The organism is Campylobacter estrildidarum (assembly GCF_005406205.1).
Classification (GTDB): domain Bacteria; phylum Campylobacterota; class Campylobacteria; order Campylobacterales; family Campylobacteraceae; genus Campylobacter_D; species Campylobacter_D estrildidarum.
Window position 1 is genome coordinate 66,593 of sequence record NZ_NXLZ01000006.1, and the last position, 22,783, is coordinate 89,375.

The following is a 22,783-nucleotide window of genomic DNA, read 5'->3' on the forward strand; positions in this document are numbered from 1 at the left end:
AATTAAGGATAAATAATGCAAGAAAAGACAGTTTTTGAACTTATAGTAGAAGGTAAAATTCCATGCAATAAAGTTCTTGAAAATAATGATTTTTTAGCCTTTCACGATATTGCTCCAAAAGCTCCTATCCATATTCTTATTATTCCTAAAAAACATTTTAAAAATTTCCAAGAATTTGACCCAGAGCTTATGGCTAAAATGACAAGCTTTATCCAAGAATTAGCTGTATTATTAAATATTCATGAGAGTGGATATAAACTCTTAACAAATTGCGGTAAAGATAGTGGCCAAGAAGTTTTTCATCTACATTTTCATATGTTAAGTGGGCTAAAAAACCCACAAAAATAAAAAAGCTATTTTATTAAAGGTATAAGCATACCTTCATACAGTTTATTATAAATTTCAACCGAACATAAATGCTTTACAAGCTCCAAACCAAAAAGAATAGCCGTTGCAGGACCTGCTGAAGTGATTATATTTTTATTTACAAAAACAGCTTTATTGACACGATTGCCATTGAGTCCAGCTTCGCAGCCTGGATAACATGTAAATTCTCCTTCTAAAACACCTGCAGCATTTAAAACAATAGGCGAAGCACAAATTGCTGCAACTATTTTATTTTTCTTATGAAGTTCTCGAATAATGTTTAAAATTTTATCAGATTGCTTAAGATTATTCATTCCTTCATAACCTCCAGCTAAAGCAATAGCATCAAAATTTTCAGTATCATTTATATCTTTTAATAAATAATCAGCTTTTATAATAATACCGTTAGCACCTTTTACCAAAAGTTCAGAATTTAAAGAAGCTGTGATAACTTCTAAACTTTCATTTAATTCACTTGCTCTTCTTAACACATCAACTATGCCTATAAATTCAGCTTCTTCGAAGCCTTGTGCCAATGGAACTAAAATTTTTTTACTCATTGTTTCTCCTTAGTGTTGTATTTTTGAAATCTTTCTTCCCTCTCTTTGGATTTTTGACTCATTTGATGATTAAAACCTACTATTAAAAATATCATTAAAAAAATAAAAAATGCCACAATAATAAAATCTAAAATTGACATAGTAATCCTCCTAAGAAAAATCCTAGCATAATTTTATAAACATTTAAAGATAATTTTATAGAATTCAAGTTTTTAAAATATTTAAAGGTTGCAAATTTGAATCAAAAAAATATTAGACTTTTTGTATTATTTGTCATCATAGTCTTATGGGGTTATTTTTCTTTTCCTGTTGAAATTTTACAAATTAAAAATTCTAATGGAGAAATAAGCTATGGATATACTGCCAATGCTAATGCATATTTAAAAAGCTATCTCATAACACTTTTACTGACTGTTTGTGCAGTAATAATAGGAATTATCGTCGGCTTTAGTTTGGCCATTTTGCGTTTTTGTAATATCAAAACTTTAAATTTTATCATAGATGAGTATATCGATATTATTCGGGGAACTCCTATTATTTTACAACTGATGATATTTTCTTTTGTTATTTTTACTTTTATAGATAATCTTTATGCTGCAATTTTCGCATTAGGCTTAAATAGTTCTGCTTATATTGCAGAAATTGTAAGGAGTGGAATCAATAGCATAGACAAAGGCCAAATGGAAGCTGCTCGTGCTATGGGTCTTGATTATAAAACCTCAATGAAAGAAATTATTCTTCCGCAAGCTATAAAAAATATCTTACCTGCATTAGCTAATGAATTTATTTCTTTATTTAAAGAAACTTCTGTGGTTGGCTTTATTAGCGTAATTGATATCACAATGCAAAGTCAAAGCTTGCAAGCTATTTTTTACAATCCTAAGCCTATTATTTTTACAGGGCTTGTTTATTATGTAAGTGTTAAAATTTTTAGCTATTTTGCTAAAAAACTTGAAACCAGGATAAATAAAAATGATTAAAATAAAAAATTTAAATAAAAAATATGGAGACTTAGAAGTTTTAAAAAATATCAATACTTCAATTTCTAAAGGTGATATTATAGCTATTATAGGACCAAGCGGTGGTGGAAAAAGCACTTTTTTACGTTGTGTCAATCGCTTAGAATTAGCCGATAGTGGAGAAATTTTTATAAATGGCAAAAATATACTAGATCTGAATATAGATATTAATAAAATACGCCAAAAAGTAAGTATGGTTTTTCAGCATTTTAACCTTTTTGCTAATAAAAATGTTATACAAAATTTATGCTTAGCTCCTATTAAAACAGGAATTTTGAGCGAAAAAGAAGCCGAAATTAAAGCAAAAGTTTTACTTAAAAAAGTTGGACTTTCCGATAAAGAAGAAGCTATGCCTCATAAACTTTCTGGAGGGCAAAAACAACGTATTGCTATAGCAAGAAGTTTGATGATGAATCCGGATGTAATTTTATTTGATGAACCTACTTCAGCACTCGATCCTGAAATGATAGGAGAAGTTTTAAGTATAATAAGAGAAGTTGCAAATGAAGGCTTAACTATGCTTGTAGTTACTCACGAAATGGGCTTTGCTAGAAATGTCGCCAATCGTATTTTCTTTATGGATAAAGGTAATATAACCGTTGATGCCAATCCGAAAGAAATATTTGAAAATCCTAAAAACGAAAGACTGAAAGAGTTTTTAAATAAAGTCCTAAATCATTAAAATTTTAATCAGCCTTGAAAAAATCAAGGCTAAAATTTATTCCCAGCATTCTGCGTTTTTTATGCCTAATTTCAACACTTTAAAGTGCGGATCAAGACCAGCTTTTTGTTGAGAGTTGAAATCTTTTAAAACTTTATTAACTATGCCACCTAAAAGAAGTAAAGAAACAATATTGGTTGTTGCCATAAATGCCATGGTAAGATCTGCTAAACTCCACGCAAGCTTTAAATTCATTTGCGAACCTATAAAAATCATAGCTACTGCAGTAATTCTAAATAAATTCATAATTATTTTAGAATCAGTTAAATATTTTACATTTGTTTGTGCATAATAATAATTACCGATTAAAGAAGTAATTGCAAAAAGAACAATAGCAATTGTGACAAAATGAATTCCAAAACTTCCATAATACTCTCTCATAGCCTCTTGTACCAAAGGCATACCATCTCCTATATTACTTCCATGGAAATTTAAATACGCCATTGAAAAAAGTACTAAAAATCCAGAACTTGTACAAACTATTACATCAATTAAAACAGAAAAAGACTGAATAATACCCTGTTTTGCTGGATGACTAGTAAGTGCTGCGGCTGCTGCATTTGGAGCCGAACCCATACCTGCTTCATTTGAAAAAAGTCCCCTTTTAATCCCTATAACTAAAACAGAACCAGCAAAACCTCCAAAAATTGCCTTAAAATCAAAAGCACTTTCCACAACAATTTTGATCACTAAAGGAATCTTATCAAGATTAATTAAAACCGCAATAATAGCAAGTAAAATATAAGCCATAGCCATAAAAGGAACGATTAAAGAGCTTACTTTTCCTATTTTTGTATGATGTGAAAAAAACATCCAAGCTCCAAAAATTGTTAAAATAACCCCAATTACTACTGGCCAAGAACTTGAAGTAAAGTCTATTGTCGCATTTGGATTAAACATATCATAATATACTTTAAATGCAGATGTCATAGTTTGACTTTGCAATCCATTAAAACCATAAGCATAAGTGATAATAAGAATAAAAGCAAAAAAAGATCCGAAAAAATGAGAACCTAAAGCTTTTCTTATATAGTAAGCAGGGCCGCCTTTAAAACCACCTGTTTCATCTTTTGATTTGTAAACTTGAGCAAGGGTACTTTCAGCAAAAGCTGAAGCTCCGCCAAAAAATGCCATAACCCACATCCAAAACAAAGCTCCAGCTCCTCCAGTTGTCAATGCATAAGAAATTCCTGCAATATTACCTATACCCACTCTAGAAGCTGTTGATATCATCAAAGCTTGAAATGGAGAAATATGTTCTTCTGATTTTTCTCCATTTTTTTCAGTTAAAATTGCAAAAACAGATTTAAGCATACGAAATTGCACAAATCCAGTCAAAGAACTATAATAAATTCCACAAATAATAAGCAATATAACCATAATAGTATCTGTGTAGGGTGTAATACTTCCTAAATAGCCCACCATTTTATCACTAAATGAAATTCCCATATTTTTCCTTTGTATTTATTTTCAATATTGACTTTAACATAATTTTTATAAAAAACCATTTACTTTGAAAAAATAATATTTAAAAAATATAAATTTATTACCTTATGAAACAAAATGTATAAAATTTTGTCTTAAGGCCTCATAAGAAATTATGCCAACACTAGTAGCTAAATTTAAACTTCTTCCATAAGATTTCATTGGAATGGTGATTGCATTTTGCCAATTAATTTGCATAAGCTCCATGGGCAAACCGTAACTTTCGCTGCCAAAAAATAAAAAATCGTTTTCTTGAAATTGAACTTCAAAATAAGGTTTTTCACTTTTTGTAGTAGCAAAAAAGAATCTCTCTTTAAAAATCAAATTTTCTTCCAAAAAAAAATCTAAATTTTCCCAAACAATAGGCTCTAATTTTTCCCAATAATCAAGACCTGCCCTACGAACAGCTTTTTGAGAAATGTCAAAAACGCTCGGCTTTATAATATGTAGTTTAAAACCTGCATTATAACACATTCTACCTATACTGCCTGTATTTTGTGGAATTCTAGGATGAACTAAAACGATATTAAACATTATATTAAAACCCTTGGAATATCCGGATGAAGTTTAACTAAAATTTCATAAGAAATTGTATTAAAAAAATCAGCCCAAATCTCAGCATCATTAAAAACGCAAACTTCATCTCCACAATCTTCACAAGAAAAACTATCCATTGAAATTTTACCTAAAATTTTTTTGTTATTTGCTAAAAACAAGCCTCCTTGACCATTATAACGAAATAAACCATCGGCATAACCTAAATCATAAGTAGCAATTTTTAAATTCTTTTCTGTGCTAAAAGATCTACCATAACCCACACTTTGTCCGGATTTTAAAATTCTTTCGCTTAGTTTATGTGCATAAAGACTTAAAACCTTTTCTAAGTTTTTGTCTCCATAACCAAATTGAGCAATTCCTATTCTAAAAAATTCATCTTGCGGAATTTCTTGATTTCTAAATAATGCAGAGGAATTATAAGAATGATAGATTAAATTTTCATATCTTTTTTGAGTTAAAGATTTAGCTTGAAAAAATTTTTCTCTTTGAACAAAAAAGCTTGCATCCATTTCATCTGCACTTGAAAAATGTGTAAAAATGCCCTCTAAATTTAACTTAGCTTTATCAATTTTCAAAAATGCATCTTCTATATTTTCCATATAAACGCCATTTCTATGCATTCCTGTATCTATTTTAAGATGAATTTTTGTGCCAATTTTATATTCTTGAATTTTAGAAATTTCATTAATAGTATAAATAAATTTAGGATTTTCATTTCCATGAGGACGATGGGAAAGTATTAAAATATTTTCGAAAAAATTTTCAAGATTATAAGCTTCTTTTTCATTTTTAACAGCAACAAAGTTAATACCTAAAGATTTGGCAATAGGAGCTAAAATTTTAGCTCCATGTCCATAAGCATTGTCTTTAAAAACACTAATGATCTTTGAGGAATTTCCTACTTTTTTAATGATATTCTTTAAATTATTTTCATAAGCTTTTTGGTTAATTTTAATAACAGACATAAAATCATTGCTCTGCTAAAATTTTCATTTTTCCTTTATCATCAATTTTAACATATAAAATTTTATTACCTCTAAATTGATAATTTTTAGTGTAATAATATTCGTAAAATGAAATTCTATACATCGTTTCATTTTCTAAATTTGGATAAGGGCTAATGCTAATCTGCGAAAATTTAATTTTTTTACTTTCCTTGCGTGAAAAAATTGCTTTTTTCATAGAAGAAAATTGATTAAAATTCATTTTGTCAAAACGCTTAAATTCTTTACTATCATAAAATTTCAAATAAGATTCGGTATCATTATTAGTCCAAGCAAGTTTCCAAGCAAAAAGATCTGCAAATAAAGAAGCTATTTCTTCTTTTTTGGCTCGAATTTTATTTTTTTCTTCTGTCATAACAAATACTTTTTTATCTTGAACTACTTTTGCAAATTTTTCAAGATTTTTATTAAATAAAGCTATACAACCTTTTGTTTTAAACTCATCAAGCCTACTTCCATCTAAAGGATAACCGTGTATCCAAATTCCACCGCCAGTTTTTCCTTGCAATCTATCAAGCAAATTTGGATAAGTGGTAGCAAAAGCAAAAGGACCATAATAAGGATCACCTGGATTGAATTTTTTTCCAAGTTCATAAAAACCAACAGGAGTTTTTAAATCTCCTTCAATTTTTTTATCCCCCATAAGACCCGTAATAATCGACTCTTGTTCAAATTTTTTTTCAATTTTTCCATTGTTATATATATACACACGAAGCACTTTATCGGTCTTATTGGTAAGCACAATAGCAACTTTATCATCATAATAACCAAGAGAGACATTCTTATCTCCAATTTCAGATAGCCAAAAATCTTTATTTGTTAATTCTTTTTCGATCGCTACACCTACAGCATCGAGTCCTTGATCTAAGTAAATTTTAACCAAATCAGACGCTTTAAGCATCGAAGTACAAATAAAAAATAAAACTATAATTCTTTTCTTAAACAACACATTTCCTTAATCAACAAAATCATTTTTCAAAAAATTATATGAATGAGATTATATTATTTTTTTCTTAAAAAATAATAATTATTGTGAAAATACCCCTTTTTGTAGTTATTTTTACAATAAATCAATTTTGCTTTGATATAATTTTATAAAATACTAAATATTAAGGAATAATTTTAATGAAAAAACTATTTTCTATTCTCGCTTTTACCTTATTATTATTAATTTCTTATCTTATAATTGATAATTATGTTTTAAAAAATAAAATAAATTCCAATAAAGAAAAAACTTTAACTCCTTTACCTTGCGATTTAAATTCTAAAGATTGTGTTTATAAATTTAAGAATAAAGAAATTTTAATCTCTTTAACACCAAAACCGATAAAGTCTTTACAAAATATTCACTTAAAAATAAAAAATTTAGGAACTTATGAAAACTTAAAATTAAAAATTTATGGTTTAAATATGTTTATGGGTGAAATCAATCCAAAAATTTATAGAATAAATCAAACTGATTATGAAGCTCAATTTACTTTATCTGCTTGCTCGATGCATATTATGCGTTTTAGAGCAGAATTAATAAACAATAATAAACCTATAGATTTTTATTTTGATTTTGATTTAAGAAGATAGTTTTTTCAAATTAGGCTAGAAATTTTCTAGCCAAAAAATTACTTTTTCTTTTTTGCTTTAGCAACAGCTTCTTTAAGGTTTTTACCTACTTTAAATTTAGCAACTCTAGTAGCAGGAACCTTAATGGTTTTACCAGTGCTTGGAACTCTAGCTTCTCTTGCAGCTCTTTCAGCTGTTGAAAAAGTACCAAAACCGATAAAGCTGATAGTATCGCCTTTAGCTAATACTTCAGTAATAGTGGCAATAACCGCATCAGTAGCAGTTGTAGCATCTTTTTTTGTAAGCTTAGCAGTTTGAGCAACTTTAGAAATAAAATCTGCTTTAGTCATAAAATCTCCTTTTGTTTTTATTAAAACGTCTAATTCTAGCATATTTAAAAAACAATATCAAGTATAAATTAAGCTTTTTTCAAATTTTTTTATTTTTTTTGAGATTTATAATACTCAAATTCTCCACTATCATCGATTTCGTTACCAATTTTTTCATATAAACTATAATAAAATCGGACAAATTTTTTACATTCTTCCAATACAGGCAAAAAAACCCCGTCTTCTATTTTACAAAAATAGTTTAGAAATTCTTTCGCATCTAATTTTAAAATATAATATTTTGCTAACTCATAATAAACATCTATAGTGATTGATTTAAATTTTTCATAAAATTCTAAACTAAAATTAATTTTTAAATGATTATTTTTAAAACTTAAAACTCCACTTTCAAAAAGCAAAGCAAGATGCATAAGCCCTTCTGTATAATAAGGTTGCACTTCATCAACTTTTTGCCAAGCTATTAAAGAAATGGCTCTTTTTATAACATCATGAAAAACAGGCATTTTCAAATTTTCTTGTTCATTAAAAAAGAAATTAATTAATCCTCCAGAAGTTGCTTTATATTCTTCAATATTTTTAAAAAAACCGCTTTTATTCATTTTCTTTTCAGTATCATTAGCTATAAAAAATATGTGACCAAATTCATGCCCTATGGTAGAAATTTTATAAACACTTTTCCAAGTTTTTTCCTGAAAAAACAAAATCTCTCTTCCATAAGATAAAAATTCTTTATCAAAAACTTCACTAGCTATTTTCATAAATGGCTGGCTTAATGCGTTTTCATAAACAAAATTTAAAAACGCAAAAATTTTTTTTCCAGCTATATTGCTTACAAACTCATCATTTGGAACAACTTGTGCTGAAAACAAGCCTTTAAGTTCAGCTCCATAAAATATCATAGGACTGCAGATATAAAGTTGTGTTTTATCAATATTACTCAACACTTCTTCTTTTAGTTGTTTGTCTTCAATGCCAATATCTTCATATACTCTTATAAAACTTTGTTTTATTTTATGACTAAAATCTAAAACATCAAAATCACTTTCATCTTCCAATCTTATATCCCATTCTAAAGCTACAGCATGAGTATAGTGATCTTCATAATATTCCAAAGGATGCCCCACTTGCAAAGGCGACTTAACGCCCATCCAAGCAAGTTCAGCTTCTTGCCACGATCCGATAATCTTATTTTCATCTTTCTCGCAAAATGCATTTTTGAGTTTTTCAAAATATTTTACATAAGCCATTTCATCTTGATCTTTGGCAAAAATTTTTAATTTTTCAATCATTTCATCAAAGGCAAACTCTAATTTTAAAGTTTCATTTTCAAAAAACCTTGCATAGGGAACAAATTTCCATAAATTCCCTATTCTTACTAAAACACCATAACTTCTTTCGCAAATTTCCCCTTGCGGTGTAGTTTGATATAATCCATTTTTTTGTAAAAAATTTATAGCATCATCAAGATTTGAAAATTGAGATGCTAGGATTTGATTGTTTTTTTCTATGATTTCTTTAGTCCAAGAAATTTCAAAATCATTTATAACAAGTCCTATATTATGAACTCCTTGTATAAGATTTTGATAAAATTCATTCAATAATTTTTTATTCGCAATTTCATCAATAAGATTTTGATGCTCTAATTCGTAAAATTTTTTTACTTCAAAATAAAATTTATGTTTTAATTCTGTAATTTTTTCTTTTTTAAAATTATTTTTTTTCCACTCTTGTACTAAATTTTCTTCTTTTAAATCCACTAAACGCCTAAGAATGGCTAAAAGAGTGCTTTTTTCTTTTTTTAATTCACTAAGTTGAAGTAAGTTTTCAAAATACTCTCCCCACTCTTCTAAATCCAAAAGCTTATAAAAAAGATTTATATTTTCTTTACGTTTTTTTACAATTTTTATTACTTCTTTAAAATTATTCATAATTTTATTTCCTTTCTTAACTTTATTGAATTATAATGTATTATTTAAAATAAGGAGTAAAAAATGAAAGATATGGGTGAACCAAAACTTAAAATAGTTGCTATGCCTAAAGATACTAATTCAGCAGGCAATATTTTTGGTGGGTGGATTTTATCACAAATTGATTCTGCAGGAGCGATAGCTGCTAGAGAGCTTTCACCCGAAAGAGTTGTAACAATCTCTATGGAACAAGTTGTCTTCAAGCAACCTGTATTTGTCGGAGATGTCATTTCTTGTTACGCAAAAGTTGTAAAAGTGGGTACAACCTCAATAAAAGTTCAAGTAGAAGTTGTTGCGCAAAGATCTGACGAATTTGGCTGTCCAATTTTCATCAATGTAACTTCTGCTACTGTAACTTACGTAAGCGTTGATGCACGTGGCAATAAAAAACCTATCAGGGAAGATTTAAAAAGAACTCATGGTTTTTAAATTGTTTGGTAAAAACTTTACCCTAAAAAATCATCAGCACTTGTTTAAACTACCGCTATTATATTTTTTTTCTAAACATTCTTGAAAAAACTCCCCTCTTGTTTTGGGAGTTTTTTCAGGATGTATTTTCTTCATATGCTCTAGATATTTATCATAACTTGAAAGCCCTACTAAAGGGTGAAAAAACCTATCGGCTTTTTCATAGTAATTTTTAAGCTTTCTCAGCATTTAGAGAATTAAGCTTAATATATGGGCTTTCTTTTAATGGAATTTTTATTTTACCTATACAAATTCCTATACAAGAAACTATTACAAGTAAAGTAGTGAGCATAAAGAATATACATAAAATCGCATCTAAAACATTGCCAAACAAAGAATGCGATAAGTTAGAAATTTGTTTCTCCTTGTCTTTAATTTGTTTTTCAAATTTTATCTGTTCTTCCTTGCTTAAGTTTTCTTTTTGAGACTTAATAGCTGCAATTTCTTCTTCTAATTTTTCAATGCTTTTTTTATTCATTTGAGCAGTAGCTATATGACTAACCGCATTATGAACTTTTGCACCTTCTTCATAAGGTAAAACTTTTTGAATTCCCCCATAAAGAGTTGCAATCAAAACAAAAGTTGCAGGTGCTAAAGTCACCCAAAGATATCTTTTTTTACTCATTTTTGCAAGAATTGCACTGATTAAAAGTAAAGCCATACCTGCTAACATTTGATTGCTTACTCCAAAAAGCGGCCACAATGTATAAATTCCTCCATTTGGATCAATAGCACCTTGATATAAAAAATATCCCCAGCAAGAAACACTGATGATAGTCGCAAGCAATCCGGCCCAAATATTATGGATATTTCCTAAAGGCTTATAAATATTACCCAATATATCTTGGATCATAAATTTAGAAGTTCGAGTTCCTGCATCAACGGCTGTTAAAATAAATAAAGCTTCAAATAAAATAGCAAAATGATACCAAAATCCCATAAACTCAACACCACCAAAGATTTGATGCAAAATTAAAGTAACACCTAATGCAAATGTTGGTGCTCCACCAGTTCTTGATAATATACTATGTTCACCTATATCTTTAGTAAGCTGAGCTATTTCTTGCGGAGTAACTGTAAATCCCCACTCACTAATTGTTTTAGCAACCTGAGCCAAATCAGTTCCAATTAAAGCAGAGGAAGAATTAACAGCAAAATAAATACCAGGATGTAAAATACAAGCACAAATTAAAGCCATAATAGCCACACCACTTTCAGCAAGCATAGCTCCATATCCTACAAATAAAGCATGTTCCTCATTATCAAGCATTTTAGGGCTTGTTCCACTTGAAATTAAAGCGTGAAAACCACTGATAGCTCCACAAGCTATAGTAATAAATAAAAATGGAAAGATAGAGCCAGCAAACACAGGTCCTGTTCCATCAAGATATTGATGGTTAATCTTTGGCATTAGAAAATCTGGTGCAACAAATAAAATAGCTAAAGCCATTACAACAATAACACCCATTTTCAAGAAAGTAGCAAGATAATCTCTTGGTGCTAAGAAAAACCAAACAGGTAAAAGTGATGAAATAAGTCCATAACCCATAATCATAAATGCTAAAGTAGGTTGATCAAAAGTAAAAAATTTTGCTAAAGTTGGATCAATAGATACATAATGTCCATAATGAATTGAAAGAAGTAATAAAACAAAACCAATAACCGACGCTTCCCCTACTCTACCTGGACGAATAAAACGCATATAAATTCCCATAAAGATAGCTATAGGAATAGTCATTGCAATAGTAAATAATCCCCAAGGAGAATTAGCCAAAGATTTTACAACCACCATAGCCAAAATAGCAATAATTATAATCATAATTCCAAAAATAGCAAGCATAGCAACGCCACCAGTAAAGCTTCCCATTTCATCTTTAATCATTTCTCCAAGGCTACGACCTTTTCTACGCATAGAAATAAAAAGCACTAAAAAATCATGGACAGAACCTGCAAGAACTCCTCCTACTAAAATCCAAATCATAGAAGGCAAATAACCCATTTGAGCAGCTAAAACAGGACCTACTAAAGGACCTGCTCCAGCAATAGCAGCAAACTGATGGCTAAATAGAACGATTTTATTCGTTGGAACAAAATTTTGCCCATCATTTTCTACTCTAGCTGGAGTAGCTCGATCTTTATCTAAACCGAAAACTTTAAATGCTATAAAACGACCATAAAGTCTATATCCTATCATATAGATACAGACAGCTGATACAACTAAATAAATAGCTGAAACCTTTTCACCATTTTGTAAAGCAAGATAGCAAAAACAAGCGGCTCCTAGCAAAGCAACAAAAAACCATAAAATTTTTTTCAACTCTCACTCCTTTTAAAATAAAAAATAAATTATAATAAATCAATAATTAATTTTTTTTAAATTATAGTAAGAATATTAAGAAATATTTTTATATCAAGTAATAATTTATGAAGAAAACCTATAGATCTAAAAATCTATAGGATAATTTTTTAAAGAAATAAAGAATTAACACTTTCATTATGATAAACACGTCGTATTACTTCCGCAAATACAGGTGCAACACTTAAAACTTTTATATTTGATAATTCTTGTCTTAAAGGTATTGTATCGGTAACAACAAGTTCATCTATAGCACCGGCAGCTATTCTTTCATATGCTGGACCACTTAAAACAGGATGGGTACAGCAAGCCATAACAGATTTTGCACCTTTATCTTTTAAAGCTTCGGCAGCTTTGACTATAGTTCCAGCTGTATCTATAATATCATCAACTAGAACTATTTCTTTATCTTTAACATCACCTATGATATTCATAACTTCACTTTCATTTGCTCTTTCTCTTCTTTTATCTACTATAACTATATCAAGGCCTAAATGTTTAGCCACGCTTCTTGCTCTAGCAATACCACCAATATCTGGACTTGCAATAACAGCATTTTTAAAATGCTTACTTTTAAGATAATCATTAAAAACTATACTACCATAAAGATTATCAACAGGAATATCGAAAAAACCTTGAATTTGTCCAGCATGTAAATCAATAGTTGCAACACGATCAATACCCGCTGCTTGGATTAAATTTGCAACTAGCTTGGCAGTAATTGGAACTCTAGGATTGGCTTTTCTATCTTGTCTTGCATAACCAAAATAAGGAATAATAGCCGTAATTGACTTTGCACTTGAACGACGTAAAGCATCTGTTAGTATTAGAAGCTCCATTAAATTATCATTTGTAGGAATACAAGTACTTTGAATAATAAAAACATCTTTTCCACGAACACTTTCATCGATTTGAACACTAATTTCACCATCACTAAAACGTTTTACACCCGCGTTGCTTAAAGGTAAAGAAAGATATTTAGAAATTTGCTTTGCAAATTCTACATTTGCTGAACCTGAAAAAATTTTATAACCTCGCATAATATAGCCTTAGTTTATTTATAAATCTAAAAATACGATTTTATTAAAATATTGATTAAAAATTTCTGTAATTGTTAAAGTCCTATGAAAAAATATGGACCGTTTTTTTAGCATAATATCTGACCAACATAGAAAGGGAAAAGCATATTATGAAATAAATTCCTGCAACAACACCAACCATAGTCAATATTTGCTCGAAACTAGTTAATTTCGCAAGTATAGTTTTGGAATTAAAAGTAAACTCTGCTATGCCAAGACCCGCTAAATAAGATGTATCTTTTATAGTTGTTACGATTTGAGAAAGTAAAGTTGGAATAATTTTTCTAAATGTTTGAGGCAAAATAATATAAAAAAGAGTAAAAAATTTTACTAAAACCTTGAGAATAAGCCGCATCAAATTGTCCTTTTGGAATAGAATTTAAACCCCCTCTAATAATTTCAGCCATAACTGAACTAGTATATAATGAAAATCCTATAGTCCCCCAAAAAGCTTACGAAAATTGTCCAAAAAACAGGTAAAACAAAACAAGCGGTGAGTATCCATAATAATAATGGAGTATTTCTAAAAATATCAATATAACAAGCTGCTAAAAATCTACTTAATTTATCACCATAATTCTTAGTTATTGCTAAAAAAGTTCCAAAAATAACAGAAATAATGCAGGTTGCTAAAGCAATTTCTAATGTAAGCAATAAATCCTGTGCTAAAAATTTAACATTTTAAATACTAAAAATATTTTCCATAACAACCTTTTTTATCTTGTCAAATATGCTTTTTTTAATTTATCTTCATAAGCTTTTGCAAAATAAGCCAAAGGATAACAGATAATAAAATATAAAATTGCCGCAAATATGTAAGCTGGTGCATAATCTCCATAATCAGCTGCATAACTATCAGCAGAGTGCATAAGTTCAGCGCCACCGACAATTAACAATGCGGAAGTGTTTTTAATCAAATTTACCATTTGATTCGTCATTGTGGGTAAAATAATTCTAATAGTTTGAGGTACTATAATATAACGCATTTGTTGAACATAAGTAAATCCTTGAGAAGCAGAAGCCTCAAATTGTCCTTTTGGCACAGCTAAAATTCCACTTCTAACAACTTCACTTACATAAGCTCCGTGATAAGCTCCGATGCCCAAAACACCAATCGCAAATAAAACATAAAATAAAAAGAAAATTTGTATCACTAAAGGAATATTTTGAAAAATTTCTACATAAATTTTAGTATAAGCTCTAATAATTTTAAATTTACTAGTAGCCATAATCCCGCCTATAGTTCCAAAAATTATTGCTATAAGTAAAGCTAATACACTCACTTCTAAAGCATGAATAAAACCATCGATAAAAATATCTTTGTTATCTAAAGCATCTAAAAATTTCTACATTACAAAAAGGGCTTATACTATTTTCATCATATAAGCCCCAAGAGGTAAGAATTTGTCTTAAATACTCGACAAAACCTACACTCTCACTCATATTACAATCCCCACTTTTTTGTTAAAGCGTCAATTTTACTTTTGTGCTGTTTTACAAAATCATCAACATACTTAGAAAAAGCTGGATCATTCTTTTTAGTTGCAATACCATAATTTTGGGCTTCAAAGCTATCTGGTAAAATTTCGCTTTTATTGTCCACATAACCTAATAAAATTGATTTATCTACAGAAAATACATCAACTCTTTTTGCATCTAAAACTGTTTTTATACTTGAATAATCAGGAAATTCGGTAAAACTAACCTTCAATATTCATTTTTTTAGCAGCTTCTTTTATAGCCCTTTTTGAAGTTATAGCTTGACCTACGCTTATATTTACTCCATTCATATCTGCTAAAGACTTATAATGTTTTTCTTTTAAAACTAAAAGTCCAGTGGCATCTTGATAATAAGGTTCTGAAAAATTATAAATCCTTTTTCTCTCTGGGGTAATAGTAAAAGTTGCTATTACTGCATCTACACTACCATTATCAAGTAAAGGTCCTCTAGTTTTGGCGTTGACCGTTACTAATTTTAATTTTTTTCATCGCCCAAAATACTCTTAGCAAGTAATTTTGCAATATCAACTTCAAAACCTTTAATTTCTCCTGTAGATTCATAAAGCAAAGCATAATGTGGAATATCATTTTTCACGCCAACAATCAACTCTCCTTTATTCTTAATAGACTCAAGCTTTCCTTCTACTACGCTAGCATTACTAAACACAGCACAAATACCTAAAGCAAAAAGTACCAATTTCAATAAAGTTTTTTTAAAAAATCATTTTTTCTCCTTTTTTTATTTTTTAATTAATTTTTGAGAATTTTTCCTAAAAAAATTCTTGCCCTTTCAGTCTTTGGATTTGAAAAAAAACTAACTTGGAATATTCTCTTCGATAATCGCTCCATCTTCCATAAAGATAATTCGATGATCAGCCACTTCCTTTGCAAAACCCATTTCATGAGTAACTACAACCATAGTAGTATTGCTTTGATGTGAAATTTCCTTCATTACATCTAAAACCTCCTGTATTGTTTCTGGATCGAGCGCTGAAGTAGGCTCATCAAATAAAATATAAGGCTTCTTTGTACAAAGAGATCTTGCAATAGCAACGCGTTGTTGTCCACCAGAAAGAGTTGTTGGACAAACATTAGCTTTATCTACCAAGCCTATAACTTCTAAATATTTAAAAGCTATTTCTTCTGCTTCTTTTTTGAATTTTTTTGAAGCTTCATTGGAGCTAAAGTTAAATTTTGCAAAACTGTCATATGTAGATACAAGTTAAAATGTTGAAAAACCATAGCACAATATTTTCTGCAAATTTCAATTTTATTTTTATGATTTAAAACGAGGCTATTAACTATCACTTCACCAAAGCTAACTTCTTCAAGTCCATTCATGTATCTAAATTATTGTGCTTTTTCCACTTCCACTTGGACCTATAATAACAAGTTTTTCGTCTTCTTTAACTGAAAGATTGATGTTTTTTAACATGATGAGTACTGTAATACTTATTTACATTATTTTAACTCAATCATTTTTTCCTTTTAATTTGAGTGTTTTTTGATTAAATTTAAATATTTGTTATAAATAATTTTAACAGTAAATCAATAAAATTAAATCAAAAATGTAACCCAAGTAATCTAAATCTTTATAATTAAAATAAAAAAGTAACTTTTTGTAACATTTTATCTTGCTTAAGTTTTTTCATAATAAACACCGTGTGGTGAGAAAACTTTTTTAAAAAATACAGTTTCAGGAATCAAATCTGCACTTCCTACGTATAATCTTCCCTTATCAGCCAAAATTTGATAAAATCTTTCCATTAATTTAAGTTTGGATTCGTGATCAAAATAAATAATCATATTTCTTGATACTATAATATCAAATTTTCCAAGTCTTAAAAATTTATCTTCAAAAACATTACAAAGTTCAAATTTGCACTTACATAATTCATGTTTATTGATTGTAAAAATTTGATTTTCATCACAGGTAAAAAATTTCCTTTTTTCACTTTCGCTAACATGCTGCAAAGTTCTTCCTTTATATTGACCCAATTTAGCTTTTTCAACTACATTTGAATTAATATCTATGCCTAAAATTGACATATCTTTTATAAAATTCTGTGCAGCTAACATCGCCATAGAATAAACTTCTTCTCCACTAGAGCAAGGAGCACTTAAAATATTTACGTGCCTTTCGAGACTTTTTATATAAAAAATAATTTCTTTTAATTGTGCTAATTCTCTTAAAAAATAAGTTTCTCCTATTGTCACAAAATCTAAGGTTTCCTGTTTAAGATGACGATTAATTCTAAGTTTATTTAAAAAATCTCTAAAAGTTTTAGCATTAGTTTCTGAAACAAATTTTGACAATTTTAAATTCAAAATATTTCTTTTTTCATTTAAATCTATACCACTAATTTCATTTATAATTTGAATAAATTCGTTAAGTTCTAATTCAGTAGGTTTAATTTTTTCTTCCATAAATACCCCCCCCCCTTTTTTTTGCTAACTATTCTTGATCTATAAAATTTAAAATTTCTTGTTTGATTTCTTTTAGACTCATAGGTCTTAGATTAGGATTCATGTCTTTTGCTTTTTTTGGCATACCATAAACAACGCTATCAGCTTGATTTTCGCATAAACATTTTACTCCTGCTTTATATAACTCAAGCAAACCTTTAGCTCCATCATCGCCCATACCTGTTAAAACCATAGCAAGAATTTTATTTGTTTTTGCCAAAGGAACTGCAGAATTAAATAATAAATCTGCGCTAGGTTTAAAACTAGTTGTAACATCTTGCCAATTGGCTACAAGATTTAAAGTTCCTGTTAAAGTTGTATTTTTTTGACAAATATAAATTTTATTAGCTAAAACTTCCATGTCGTTTAAAGAAGAAACTTTGCTTAAAGCTTCTTTGTCAAACTGATTTACAAATGAAGGAATAAAACTAGCACTCATGTGTTGAGCTATCACTACAGATGTGTTCTTTATATCTACATCATTTAATAAAAATTTTAGCTGATTTGGGCCACCCGTTGAAGATCCTATAAGTATAAGTTTCATCAATTAATTTCCTTGTTTTATGATTAAGTGTTAAAATTGATTTAATTTTCTATTTTATAATTTTAACATACATAAAGAAAATAAAAACTTAGTTTAAAATTATTTTTTAAAAAGCTATTTTTATGATTTATTATGTTAATATTAGGTTATTTTTGATAATTTTATTACATTGAAAGTTTATTTAGGTTTTTATATGCTTAAAGAAAAAATTTATATTGCTAGCGATCATGCAGGCTTTTATCTTAAAGAAAAAATTTGTGCTTATCTAAAAGAAAAGCAAATCAAATTTGAAGATTTGGGCACTAATAGTGCTAATAGTTGCGATTATCCTGATTTTGCACATTTATTAGCCTCAAAAATAGATCAAAATAGCTTTGGAATTTTAATTTGTGGCTCAGGCATTGGAATATCAATAACTGCAAATAGGCATAAAAATATTCGTTGCGCCTTGTGTCAAGAAAGTCTTAGTGCAAAACTAGCTAGAAAACATAATGATGCTAACGTTCTAGCTTTAGGAGGGAGATTAATTGGTACTGATATGGCTATTGAGATTATAGAAAATTTTATTCAAACTCCTTTCGAAAAAGGTAGACATATAAAAAGAATTCAAAAAATTGAGGTGGATTTATAATGTTTACAAATTGGCTTATTTTAACAACACTTATTTGTGCTGTTGTTTATCTCATTGTAATGTTACTTTATTATAAAACTTTACTCAGTAAAGAAAAAATTTCTAAAGATTTTATAAAAAACAATTTAGACGATACTGAAATCATTATCAGAAAACTCCAAGTTCAGCTTCAACGTAGCTTAGGAAATATAGATGTATTAACAGAAGAGCTTAATAAAATTAAAGCAGATTTAAGCTCTCTTAGAACAAGAAATTCTCAATATCGCTTGGAAAACGATAAATTAAGACAAAGAATAAAAGAATTAGAAGCAAAAATCGAGGCATTATTATGAAAGAACTTACTCAACAAGAACAGCAATTTTTACAGCAAAGTATACGAGTTGTCCCAAACTTTCCAAAAGAAGGTATTATTTTTAGGGATATTACGACATTACTAAATGATAAAAATGCTTTATCATTTTTACTGAATCATTTAAGTGAACGTTACCAAAATAAAGAATTAGATTTTATAGTGGGAACTGAAAGTAGAGGTTTTATTTTTGCAGCCATGCTGTGTGCGAAACTAGACTTACCTTTTGTCCCTATTCGAAAACCAAACAAATTACCATCATCTACTTTTAGTTGCGAATACGAGCTAGAATATGGTATAGATAAAGTAGAAATTCATCAAGACGCTTTTAAAAACATTCTAAATGCAAAAATTTTACTTATAGATGATTTAATCGCTACAGGAGGAACCGCTCTTGCTTCTTTAGAACTAATTAAAAAAGCCGGGGGTCAATGCATAGAATCATGCTTTTTGATTAATTTACAAGACTTAGGTGGAGTAGAAAAATTGCAAAAGCATTGCTCTGTATATAGTGTTTTAAATTTTTAAGGAGAAAAATCTATATAATGAAAAAATGGTTTAAAATTTTTATTATTGCAATTTTAATTGCTTTTATAGCTTATGGTCTTTATGTTTTAACTAAAAGTGATTTTTCTTTAGAAAATTTTATTATAAAAATTTGGAATAAACACGTTGAAACTTGGGGATATCTGATACTTTTTTGTTGGAGTATTTTAGAAGGAGAAATTGGACTTATTTTAGCTGGAGTAGCTTCACATGATGGAAAAATGAGTGTAGTTTTAGCTATTTTCGTAGCCGGACTTGGTGGTTTTGTTGGTGATCAAATTTATTTTTATATTGGAAGATATAATAAAAAATACATTCAAAAAAAATTACGTTCCCAAAGACGAAAATTTGCCGTAGCGCATTTACTCTTGCAACGTTTTGGTTGGCCTATAATCTTTATACAACGCTATATGTATGGTTTTAGAACTATAATTCCTATGAGCATAGGCATTACGCGTTATAGTAGTAAAAAATTTGCTATAATTAATCTTTTAAGTGCTTGGGTCTGGGCTGCTATTACCATTCTTTTAGCTTGGTATTTTGGAGGCTTAATTCAAGAATTCTTACATTGGGTAAAAGAGTGGACTAAAGATTATTGGTATTTAGCTATTATAGCTGTAATTGGCTTTTTATTTTTATTAGCTTTTGGTTTTAAACAGCTAGAAAAGGCAATACTTAAAGAAAAAAGGAGAATATAATGCAATTTGAGTTGAGTAATAAAAAATTAAATTCTATTAAGGCCGATTTTGAACTTGTTTTCGTTCAAAACAAAAATTTGAAAAAATTTGATAAAGAAAAAGATTTTTTTAAACTAAATAATTTTCAAGGTGAAGGAGCTTTACTTGATATAAATAATCGAAAATTATTTATTGAATTAAAAAGCTTATCCTATGAAGATATAAGGTTATCACTTTGTAATGCTTATAAAAATTTAGAAAAATTAAACATAAAAAGCATTAAAATGCCTAGTATTATTGGAGATTGCACCGTAAGAAGCTTTGCATCTTTAGCAGAAGGTATGCTTTTTGGAGCCTATAAATTTGACAAATACAAAAGTGAAAAGAAAACAAGCACGCTTAAAAAGGTTATCATTTCTAATGAAGAAATAAATGGGAAAAAAATCAATTTAGATGAAGCAAAATTAGGATTAAAACGTGGTCAAATTTTAGCAAATGCTACTAATTTTACAAAAGATATTGTTAATGAAATTCCAGAAATTTACACTCCTTTAAAAATGGCAGAAGATGCACAAAAATTAGCAAAAGAGAATAAAAACATTACTTGTAAAGTTTATGATGAGAAATTTCTTGCAAAAGAAAAAATGAACGCTTTTTTAGCTGTAAATCGTGCTTCTGTTCATCCACCACGCTTAATTCATCTTAACTATAAAGCTAAAAATTCTAAAAAGCGCATTGTATTTGTAGGAAAAGGTTTAACTTATGATAGTGGCGGACTTAGTCTAAAGCCCTCGGATTTTATGCTAACTATGAAGGCTGATAAAAGCGGTGCTGCTGCTGCAATGGGTATAATTAAAGCTGTATCAGAGCTCAATTTAAATTTAGAAGTGCATTGCATTTTGGGAGCTACAGAAAATATGATAGGTGGAAATGCTTATAAACCTGATGATGTATTAATCTCTCGTGAAGGAGTTACCATAGAAGTAAGAAATACAGATGCTGAAGGTCGTCTTGTGTTGGCTGATTGTCTTTCATACGCGCAAGATTTAAAACCTGATTTGCTTATTGATATGGCTACATTAACAGGAGCTTGTGTAGTAGGTCTTGGAGAATATACAAGTGGTATTATGGGAAATAATGAAGAATTACAAAATGAATTTTATTTAAGTTCTAAAAAAAGTGGAGAATATACAACTATTTTACATTTTAACCCTCATTTAAAAGAACTTATAAAATCTAATATCGCCGATGTTAGTAATACAGCTTCTAGTCGTTATGGTGGAGCAATTACTGCTGGACTTTTCTTGGATAGATTTATACGTAAAGAATATAAAGATAAATGGCTACACCTTGATATAGCAGGACCTGCCTATGTAGAAAAAAATTGGGGATATTCAAGCTTTGGTGCTGGTGGGGCAGGAGTTAGAATGTGTGTTAATTTTTTAATCCATCTTTTAAAGAAAATTAAATGAGCTTAAGTGTAGGCATAGTTGGACTTCCAAATGTTGGAAAATCAACAACTTTCAATGCACTAACTAAAGCACAAAATGCTCAAAGTGCAAACTACCCATTTTGCACTATTGAGCCTAATAAAGCTATGGTTGAAGTTCCTGATTTAAGGCTTAATAGACTTGCAAAAATTGTAAATCCTGAGAGAATTATGCATTCTTTGATTGAGTTTGTAGATATAGCAGGACTTGTAAAAGGAGCGAGTAAAGGAGAAGGTTTAGGAAACAAATTTCTTTCTAATATACGAGAAACTGAGATGATTTTACACATAGTTCGTTGTTTTGACGAAGAAAATATCACTCATGTTGAGGGCAAGGTAGATCCTATAAGAGATATAGAAATTATCAATACTGAACTTATTCTAGCAGATATCGAACAACTCAATAAAAAAATAGAAAAACTCAATAAAGAAGTTAAATCAAATCAAAAAGGCGCAAAAGAAAATTTAGAGTTTGCTAATTCATTGATAGAACATTTAAACAAAGGTTTTCCTGTTAGCTCTTATTTTGATAAGGAAAATGAAATTTATAAAAATTTAATCAAAGAATTAAGATTGCTTTCTGCAAAAGAAGTTATTTATGGAGCTAATGTTGATGAAAATGGAATTAACGAAGATAATGATTATGTTAAAACCTTAAAAGAATATGCTAAAAAAAATCATCATGAAGTTATTAAACTTTGTGCAAAAATTGAAGAAGAATTAGTAGGTCTAGACGAAGAAGAGAGCCGTGAATTTTTAAACTCTTTAGGGGTTAATGAAAGTGGGCTTGATCAAATTATACGTACTGCTTTTTCCAAACTCGGACTCATTAATTATTTTACAGCTGGGGTTGTTGAAGTTCGTTCTTGGACTATAAAAAAAGGTTGGAAAGCTCCAAAAGCAGCAAGTGTGATCCATAATGACTTTGAAAAAGGTTTTATAAAAGCCGAAGTAATTTCTTACGAAGATTTTATAAAATATGGTGGTGAAAATAAGGCAAAAGAAGCTGGAAAATTACGCCTTGAAGGAAAAGATTATATTGTCAATGATGGAGATATAATGCATTTTAGATTCAATGTTTAGATATAAAA

At 29.0% G+C, this 22,783-nt stretch carries 24 protein-coding genes and 4 pseudogenes; 11 read left to right on the top strand and 17 right to left on the bottom strand.

Annotated elements, in window-relative coordinates; translation table 11 throughout:
* Positions 1 to 15 precede the first annotated feature (15 nt).
* A complete protein-coding gene (locus tag CQA69_RS04540) occupies positions 16 to 348 on the top strand; it encodes a histidine triad nucleotide-binding protein (protein WP_137620617.1) in 333 nt (110 codons plus the stop codon).
* Between the two features lie 5 nt (positions 349 to 353).
* On the opposite strand, the gene CQA69_RS04545 is transcribed toward CQA69_RS04540, so the two are convergent.
* Positions 354 to 926 (bottom strand): DJ-1 family glyoxalase III, encoded by a 573-nt coding sequence (locus CQA69_RS04545; RefSeq protein WP_137620618.1) that lies wholly within the window; start codon positions 924 to 926, stop codon positions 354 to 356.
* Positions 923 to 1,066 (bottom strand): large conductance mechanosensitive channel protein MscL, encoded by a 144-nt coding sequence (locus CQA69_RS04550; protein ID WP_137620619.1) that lies wholly within the window; start codon positions 1,064 to 1,066, stop codon positions 923 to 925. Before CQA69_RS04550 ends, CQA69_RS04545 begins: the two co-directional genes overlap by 4 nt.
* A 96-nt stretch (positions 1,067 to 1,162) precedes the next feature.
* Between CQA69_RS04550 and CQA69_RS04555 the strand changes: the two genes are divergently transcribed.
* Both CQA69_RS04555 and CQA69_RS04560 read left to right on the top strand, forming a co-directional pair.
* Positions 1,163 to 1,906 (top strand): amino acid ABC transporter permease, encoded by a 744-nt coding sequence (locus tag CQA69_RS04555; RefSeq protein WP_137620620.1) that lies wholly within the window; start codon positions 1,163 to 1,165, stop codon positions 1,904 to 1,906.
* Positions 1,899 to 2,627, top strand: a complete 729-nt coding sequence (locus CQA69_RS04560) for an amino acid ABC transporter ATP-binding protein (protein ID WP_137620621.1) — start codon at positions 1,899 to 1,901, stop codon at positions 2,625 to 2,627. The genes CQA69_RS04555 and CQA69_RS04560 overlap by 8 nt, the downstream gene beginning before the upstream one ends.
* 36 nt (positions 2,628 to 2,663) lie before the next feature.
* Here the strand turns inward: CQA69_RS04560 and CQA69_RS04565 are convergent, their stop codons facing one another.
* From CQA69_RS04565 to pgp2, 4 genes are all read right to left on the bottom strand, one after another.
* Positions 2,664 to 4,115, bottom strand: coding sequence for an alanine/glycine:cation symporter family protein (locus CQA69_RS04565; protein WP_137620622.1), 1,452 nt, complete (start codon positions 4,113 to 4,115; stop codon positions 2,664 to 2,666).
* Positions 4,116 to 4,217: 102 nt separating this feature from the next.
* Entirely contained in the window at positions 4,218 to 4,685 is a 468-nt protein-coding gene (locus CQA69_RS04570; RefSeq protein WP_137620623.1) for a tRNA (cytidine(34)-2'-O)-methyltransferase, read from the bottom strand.
* Positions 4,685 to 5,674, bottom strand: a complete 990-nt coding sequence (locus CQA69_RS04575) for an alanine racemase (RefSeq protein ID WP_137620624.1) — start codon at positions 5,672 to 5,674, stop codon at positions 4,685 to 4,687. Before CQA69_RS04575 ends, CQA69_RS04570 begins: the two co-directional genes overlap by 1 nt.
* A 4-nt stretch (positions 5,675 to 5,678) precedes the next feature.
* Entirely contained in the window at positions 5,679 to 6,614 is a 936-nt protein-coding gene (gene pgp2, locus CQA69_RS04580) for a cell shape-determining L,D-carboxypeptidase Pgp2 (RefSeq protein ID WP_137620650.1), read from the bottom strand.
* Between the two features lie 224 nt (positions 6,615 to 6,838).
* Here pgp2 and CQA69_RS04585 point away from each other — a divergent pair, with 224 nt between their 5' ends.
* On the top strand, positions 6,839 to 7,291 hold the full coding sequence (locus CQA69_RS04585) for a hypothetical protein (RefSeq protein WP_137620625.1): 453 nt from the start codon (positions 6,839 to 6,841) through the stop codon (positions 7,289 to 7,291).
* Positions 7,292 to 7,329: 38 nt separating this feature from the next.
* On the opposite strand, the gene CQA69_RS04590 is transcribed toward CQA69_RS04585, so the two are convergent.
* Both CQA69_RS04590 and ciaB read right to left on the bottom strand, forming a co-directional pair.
* Positions 7,330 to 7,620 (bottom strand): HU family DNA-binding protein, encoded by a 291-nt coding sequence (locus tag CQA69_RS04590; RefSeq protein WP_137620626.1) that lies wholly within the window; start codon positions 7,618 to 7,620, stop codon positions 7,330 to 7,332.
* A gap of 89 nt (positions 7,621 to 7,709) precedes the next feature.
* Positions 7,710 to 9,548 carry an invasion protein CiaB gene (gene ciaB, locus CQA69_RS04595; RefSeq protein WP_137620627.1) on the bottom strand — a complete coding sequence of 613 codons (1,839 nt, stop codon included), beginning with the start codon at positions 9,546 to 9,548 and terminating at the stop codon, positions 7,710 to 7,712.
* A 63-nt stretch (positions 9,549 to 9,611) separates the two neighbouring features.
* On the opposite strand from ciaB, the gene CQA69_RS04600 reads away from it, so the two are divergent.
* On the top strand, positions 9,612 to 10,016 hold the full coding sequence (locus CQA69_RS04600) for an acyl-CoA thioesterase (RefSeq protein ID WP_137620628.1): 405 nt from the start codon (positions 9,612 to 9,614) through the stop codon (positions 10,014 to 10,016).
* A 33-nt stretch (positions 10,017 to 10,049) separates the two neighbouring features.
* Here the strand turns inward: CQA69_RS04600 and kcuS are convergent, their stop codons facing one another.
* The 9 genes and pseudogenes from kcuS to CQA69_RS04645 form a co-directional block, all read right to left on the bottom strand.
* Positions 10,050 to 10,244, bottom strand: a complete 195-nt coding sequence (gene kcuS / locus CQA69_RS04605; RefSeq protein WP_137620629.1) for a KCU-star family selenoprotein — start codon at positions 10,242 to 10,244, stop codon at positions 10,050 to 10,052.
* Positions 10,228 to 12,372, bottom strand: coding sequence for a carbon starvation CstA family protein (locus CQA69_RS04610; protein WP_137620630.1), 2,145 nt, complete (start codon positions 12,370 to 12,372; stop codon positions 10,228 to 10,230). The genes kcuS and CQA69_RS04610 overlap by 17 nt, the downstream gene beginning before the upstream one ends.
* Positions 12,373 to 12,521: 149 nt before the next feature.
* The gene (locus CQA69_RS04615; RefSeq protein ID WP_137620631.1) at positions 12,522 to 13,451 is read right to left on the bottom strand and encodes a ribose-phosphate pyrophosphokinase; all 930 of its coding nucleotides are present in this window, start codon (positions 13,449 to 13,451) and stop codon (positions 12,522 to 12,524) included.
* Between the two features lie 82 nt (positions 13,452 to 13,533).
* Positions 13,534 to 14,144: pseudogene (locus CQA69_RS04620) on the bottom strand (amino acid ABC transporter permease).
* Between the two features lie 62 nt (positions 14,145 to 14,206).
* A pseudogene (locus CQA69_RS04625) lies at positions 14,207 to 14,933 on the bottom strand (amino acid ABC transporter permease).
* Between the two features lies 1 nt (position 14,934).
* Positions 14,935 to 15,693 (bottom strand): annotated as a pseudogene (locus CQA69_RS04630) (transporter substrate-binding domain-containing protein).
* A 47-nt stretch (positions 15,694 to 15,740) separates the two neighbouring features.
* Positions 15,741 to 16,469, bottom strand: a pseudogene (locus tag CQA69_RS04635) (amino acid ABC transporter ATP-binding protein).
* 159 nt (positions 16,470 to 16,628) lie between these two features.
* Positions 16,629 to 17,417 (bottom strand): CheR family methyltransferase, encoded by a 789-nt coding sequence (locus CQA69_RS04640; protein ID WP_137620632.1) that lies wholly within the window; start codon positions 17,415 to 17,417, stop codon positions 16,629 to 16,631.
* Between the two features lie 28 nt (positions 17,418 to 17,445).
* On the bottom strand, positions 17,446 to 18,000 hold the full coding sequence (locus CQA69_RS04645; RefSeq protein ID WP_137620633.1) for a CheB methylesterase domain-containing protein: 555 nt from the start codon (positions 17,998 to 18,000) through the stop codon (positions 17,446 to 17,448).
* Between the two features lie 193 nt (positions 18,001 to 18,193).
* Here CQA69_RS04645 and rpiB point away from each other — a divergent pair, with 193 nt between their 5' ends.
* The 6 genes from rpiB to ychF are packed head-to-tail and all read left to right on the top strand — an operon-like array spanning position 18,194 to position 22,775.
* Positions 18,194 to 18,631 (top strand): ribose 5-phosphate isomerase B, encoded by a 438-nt coding sequence (rpiB, locus tag CQA69_RS04650; protein ID WP_137620634.1) that lies wholly within the window; start codon positions 18,194 to 18,196, stop codon positions 18,629 to 18,631.
* Positions 18,631 to 18,963: a hypothetical protein gene (locus CQA69_RS04655; RefSeq protein WP_137620635.1), complete on the top strand. Its 333-nt coding sequence runs from the start codon at positions 18,631 to 18,633 to the stop codon at positions 18,961 to 18,963. Before rpiB ends, CQA69_RS04655 begins: the two co-directional genes overlap by 1 nt.
* Positions 18,960 to 19,508, top strand: a complete 549-nt coding sequence (gene apt, locus CQA69_RS04660) for an adenine phosphoribosyltransferase (protein ID WP_137620636.1) — start codon at positions 18,960 to 18,962, stop codon at positions 19,506 to 19,508. Before CQA69_RS04655 ends, apt begins: the two co-directional genes overlap by 4 nt.
* Positions 19,509 to 19,525: 17 nt before the next feature.
* The gene (locus CQA69_RS04665) at positions 19,526 to 20,224 is read left to right on the top strand and encodes a DedA family protein (protein WP_137620637.1); all 699 of its coding nucleotides are present in this window, start codon (positions 19,526 to 19,528) and stop codon (positions 20,222 to 20,224) included.
* The gene (locus tag CQA69_RS04670; protein WP_137620638.1) at positions 20,224 to 21,675 is read left to right on the top strand and encodes a leucyl aminopeptidase; all 1,452 of its coding nucleotides are present in this window, start codon (positions 20,224 to 20,226) and stop codon (positions 21,673 to 21,675) included. Before CQA69_RS04665 ends, CQA69_RS04670 begins: the two co-directional genes overlap by 1 nt.
* A complete protein-coding gene (gene ychF, locus CQA69_RS04675; RefSeq protein WP_137620639.1) occupies positions 21,672 to 22,775 on the top strand; it encodes a redox-regulated ATPase YchF in 1,104 nt (367 codons plus the stop codon). The genes CQA69_RS04670 and ychF overlap by 4 nt, the downstream gene beginning before the upstream one ends.
* Positions 22,776 to 22,783 lie beyond the last annotated feature (8 nt).

What these genes read in the sequence shown, in the direction of transcription:
- CQA69_RS04565 (WP_137620622.1), bottom strand. Translation starts at nt 4,115, where the DNA reads ATGGGAATTTCATTTAGTGATAAAATGGTGGGCTATTTAGGAAGTATT.
- pgp2 (WP_137620650.1), bottom strand. Translation starts at nt 6,614, where the DNA reads ATGCTTAAAGCGTCTGATTTGGTTAAAATTTACTTAGATCAAGGACTC.
- CQA69_RS04615 (WP_137620631.1), bottom strand. Translation starts at nt 13,451, where the DNA reads ATGCGAGGTTATAAAATTTTTTCAGGTTCAGCAAATGTAGAATTTGCA.
- CQA69_RS04570 (WP_137620623.1), bottom strand. Translation starts at nt 4,685, where the DNA reads ATGTTTAATATCGTTTTAGTTCATCCTAGAATTCCACAAAATACAGGC.
- ychF (WP_137620639.1), top strand. Translation starts at nt 21,672, where the DNA reads ATGAGCTTAAGTGTAGGCATAGTTGGACTTCCAAATGTTGGAAAATCA.
- CQA69_RS04655 (WP_137620635.1), top strand. Translation starts at nt 18,631, where the DNA reads ATGTTTACAAATTGGCTTATTTTAACAACACTTATTTGTGCTGTTGTT.
- kcuS (WP_137620629.1), bottom strand. Translation starts at nt 10,244, where the DNA reads ATGCTGAGAAAGCTTAAAAATTACTATGAAAAAGCCGATAGGTTTTTT.
- CQA69_RS04600 (WP_137620628.1), top strand. Translation starts at nt 9,612, where the DNA reads ATGAAAGATATGGGTGAACCAAAACTTAAAATAGTTGCTATGCCTAAA.
- CQA69_RS04560 (WP_137620621.1), top strand. Translation starts at nt 1,899, where the DNA reads ATGATTAAAATAAAAAATTTAAATAAAAAATATGGAGACTTAGAAGTT.
- CQA69_RS04585 (WP_137620625.1), top strand. Translation starts at nt 6,839, where the DNA reads ATGAAAAAACTATTTTCTATTCTCGCTTTTACCTTATTATTATTAATT.
- CQA69_RS04550 (WP_137620619.1), bottom strand. Translation starts at nt 1,066, where the DNA reads ATGTCAATTTTAGATTTTATTATTGTGGCATTTTTTATTTTTTTAATG.
- CQA69_RS04670 (WP_137620638.1), top strand. Translation starts at nt 20,224, where the DNA reads ATGCAATTTGAGTTGAGTAATAAAAAATTAAATTCTATTAAGGCCGAT.
- CQA69_RS04665 (WP_137620637.1), top strand. Translation starts at nt 19,526, where the DNA reads ATGAAAAAATGGTTTAAAATTTTTATTATTGCAATTTTAATTGCTTTT.
- CQA69_RS04640 (WP_137620632.1), bottom strand. Translation starts at nt 17,417, where the DNA reads ATGGAAGAAAAAATTAAACCTACTGAATTAGAACTTAACGAATTTATT.
- CQA69_RS04540 (WP_137620617.1), top strand. Translation starts at nt 16, where the DNA reads ATGCAAGAAAAGACAGTTTTTGAACTTATAGTAGAAGGTAAAATTCCA.
- CQA69_RS04590 (WP_137620626.1), bottom strand. Translation starts at nt 7,620, where the DNA reads ATGACTAAAGCAGATTTTATTTCTAAAGTTGCTCAAACTGCTAAGCTT.
- CQA69_RS04575 (WP_137620624.1), bottom strand. Translation starts at nt 5,674, where the DNA reads ATGTCTGTTATTAAAATTAACCAAAAAGCTTATGAAAATAATTTAAAG.
- apt (WP_137620636.1), top strand. Translation starts at nt 18,960, where the DNA reads ATGAAAGAACTTACTCAACAAGAACAGCAATTTTTACAGCAAAGTATA.
- rpiB (WP_137620634.1), top strand. Translation starts at nt 18,194, where the DNA reads ATGCTTAAAGAAAAAATTTATATTGCTAGCGATCATGCAGGCTTTTAT.
- CQA69_RS04645 (WP_137620633.1), bottom strand. Translation starts at nt 18,000, where the DNA reads ATGAAACTTATACTTATAGGATCTTCAACGGGTGGCCCAAATCAGCTA.
- CQA69_RS04545 (WP_137620618.1), bottom strand. Translation starts at nt 926, where the DNA reads ATGAGTAAAAAAATTTTAGTTCCATTGGCACAAGGCTTCGAAGAAGCT.
- ciaB (WP_137620627.1), bottom strand. Translation starts at nt 9,548, where the DNA reads ATGAATAATTTTAAAGAAGTAATAAAAATTGTAAAAAAACGTAAAGAA.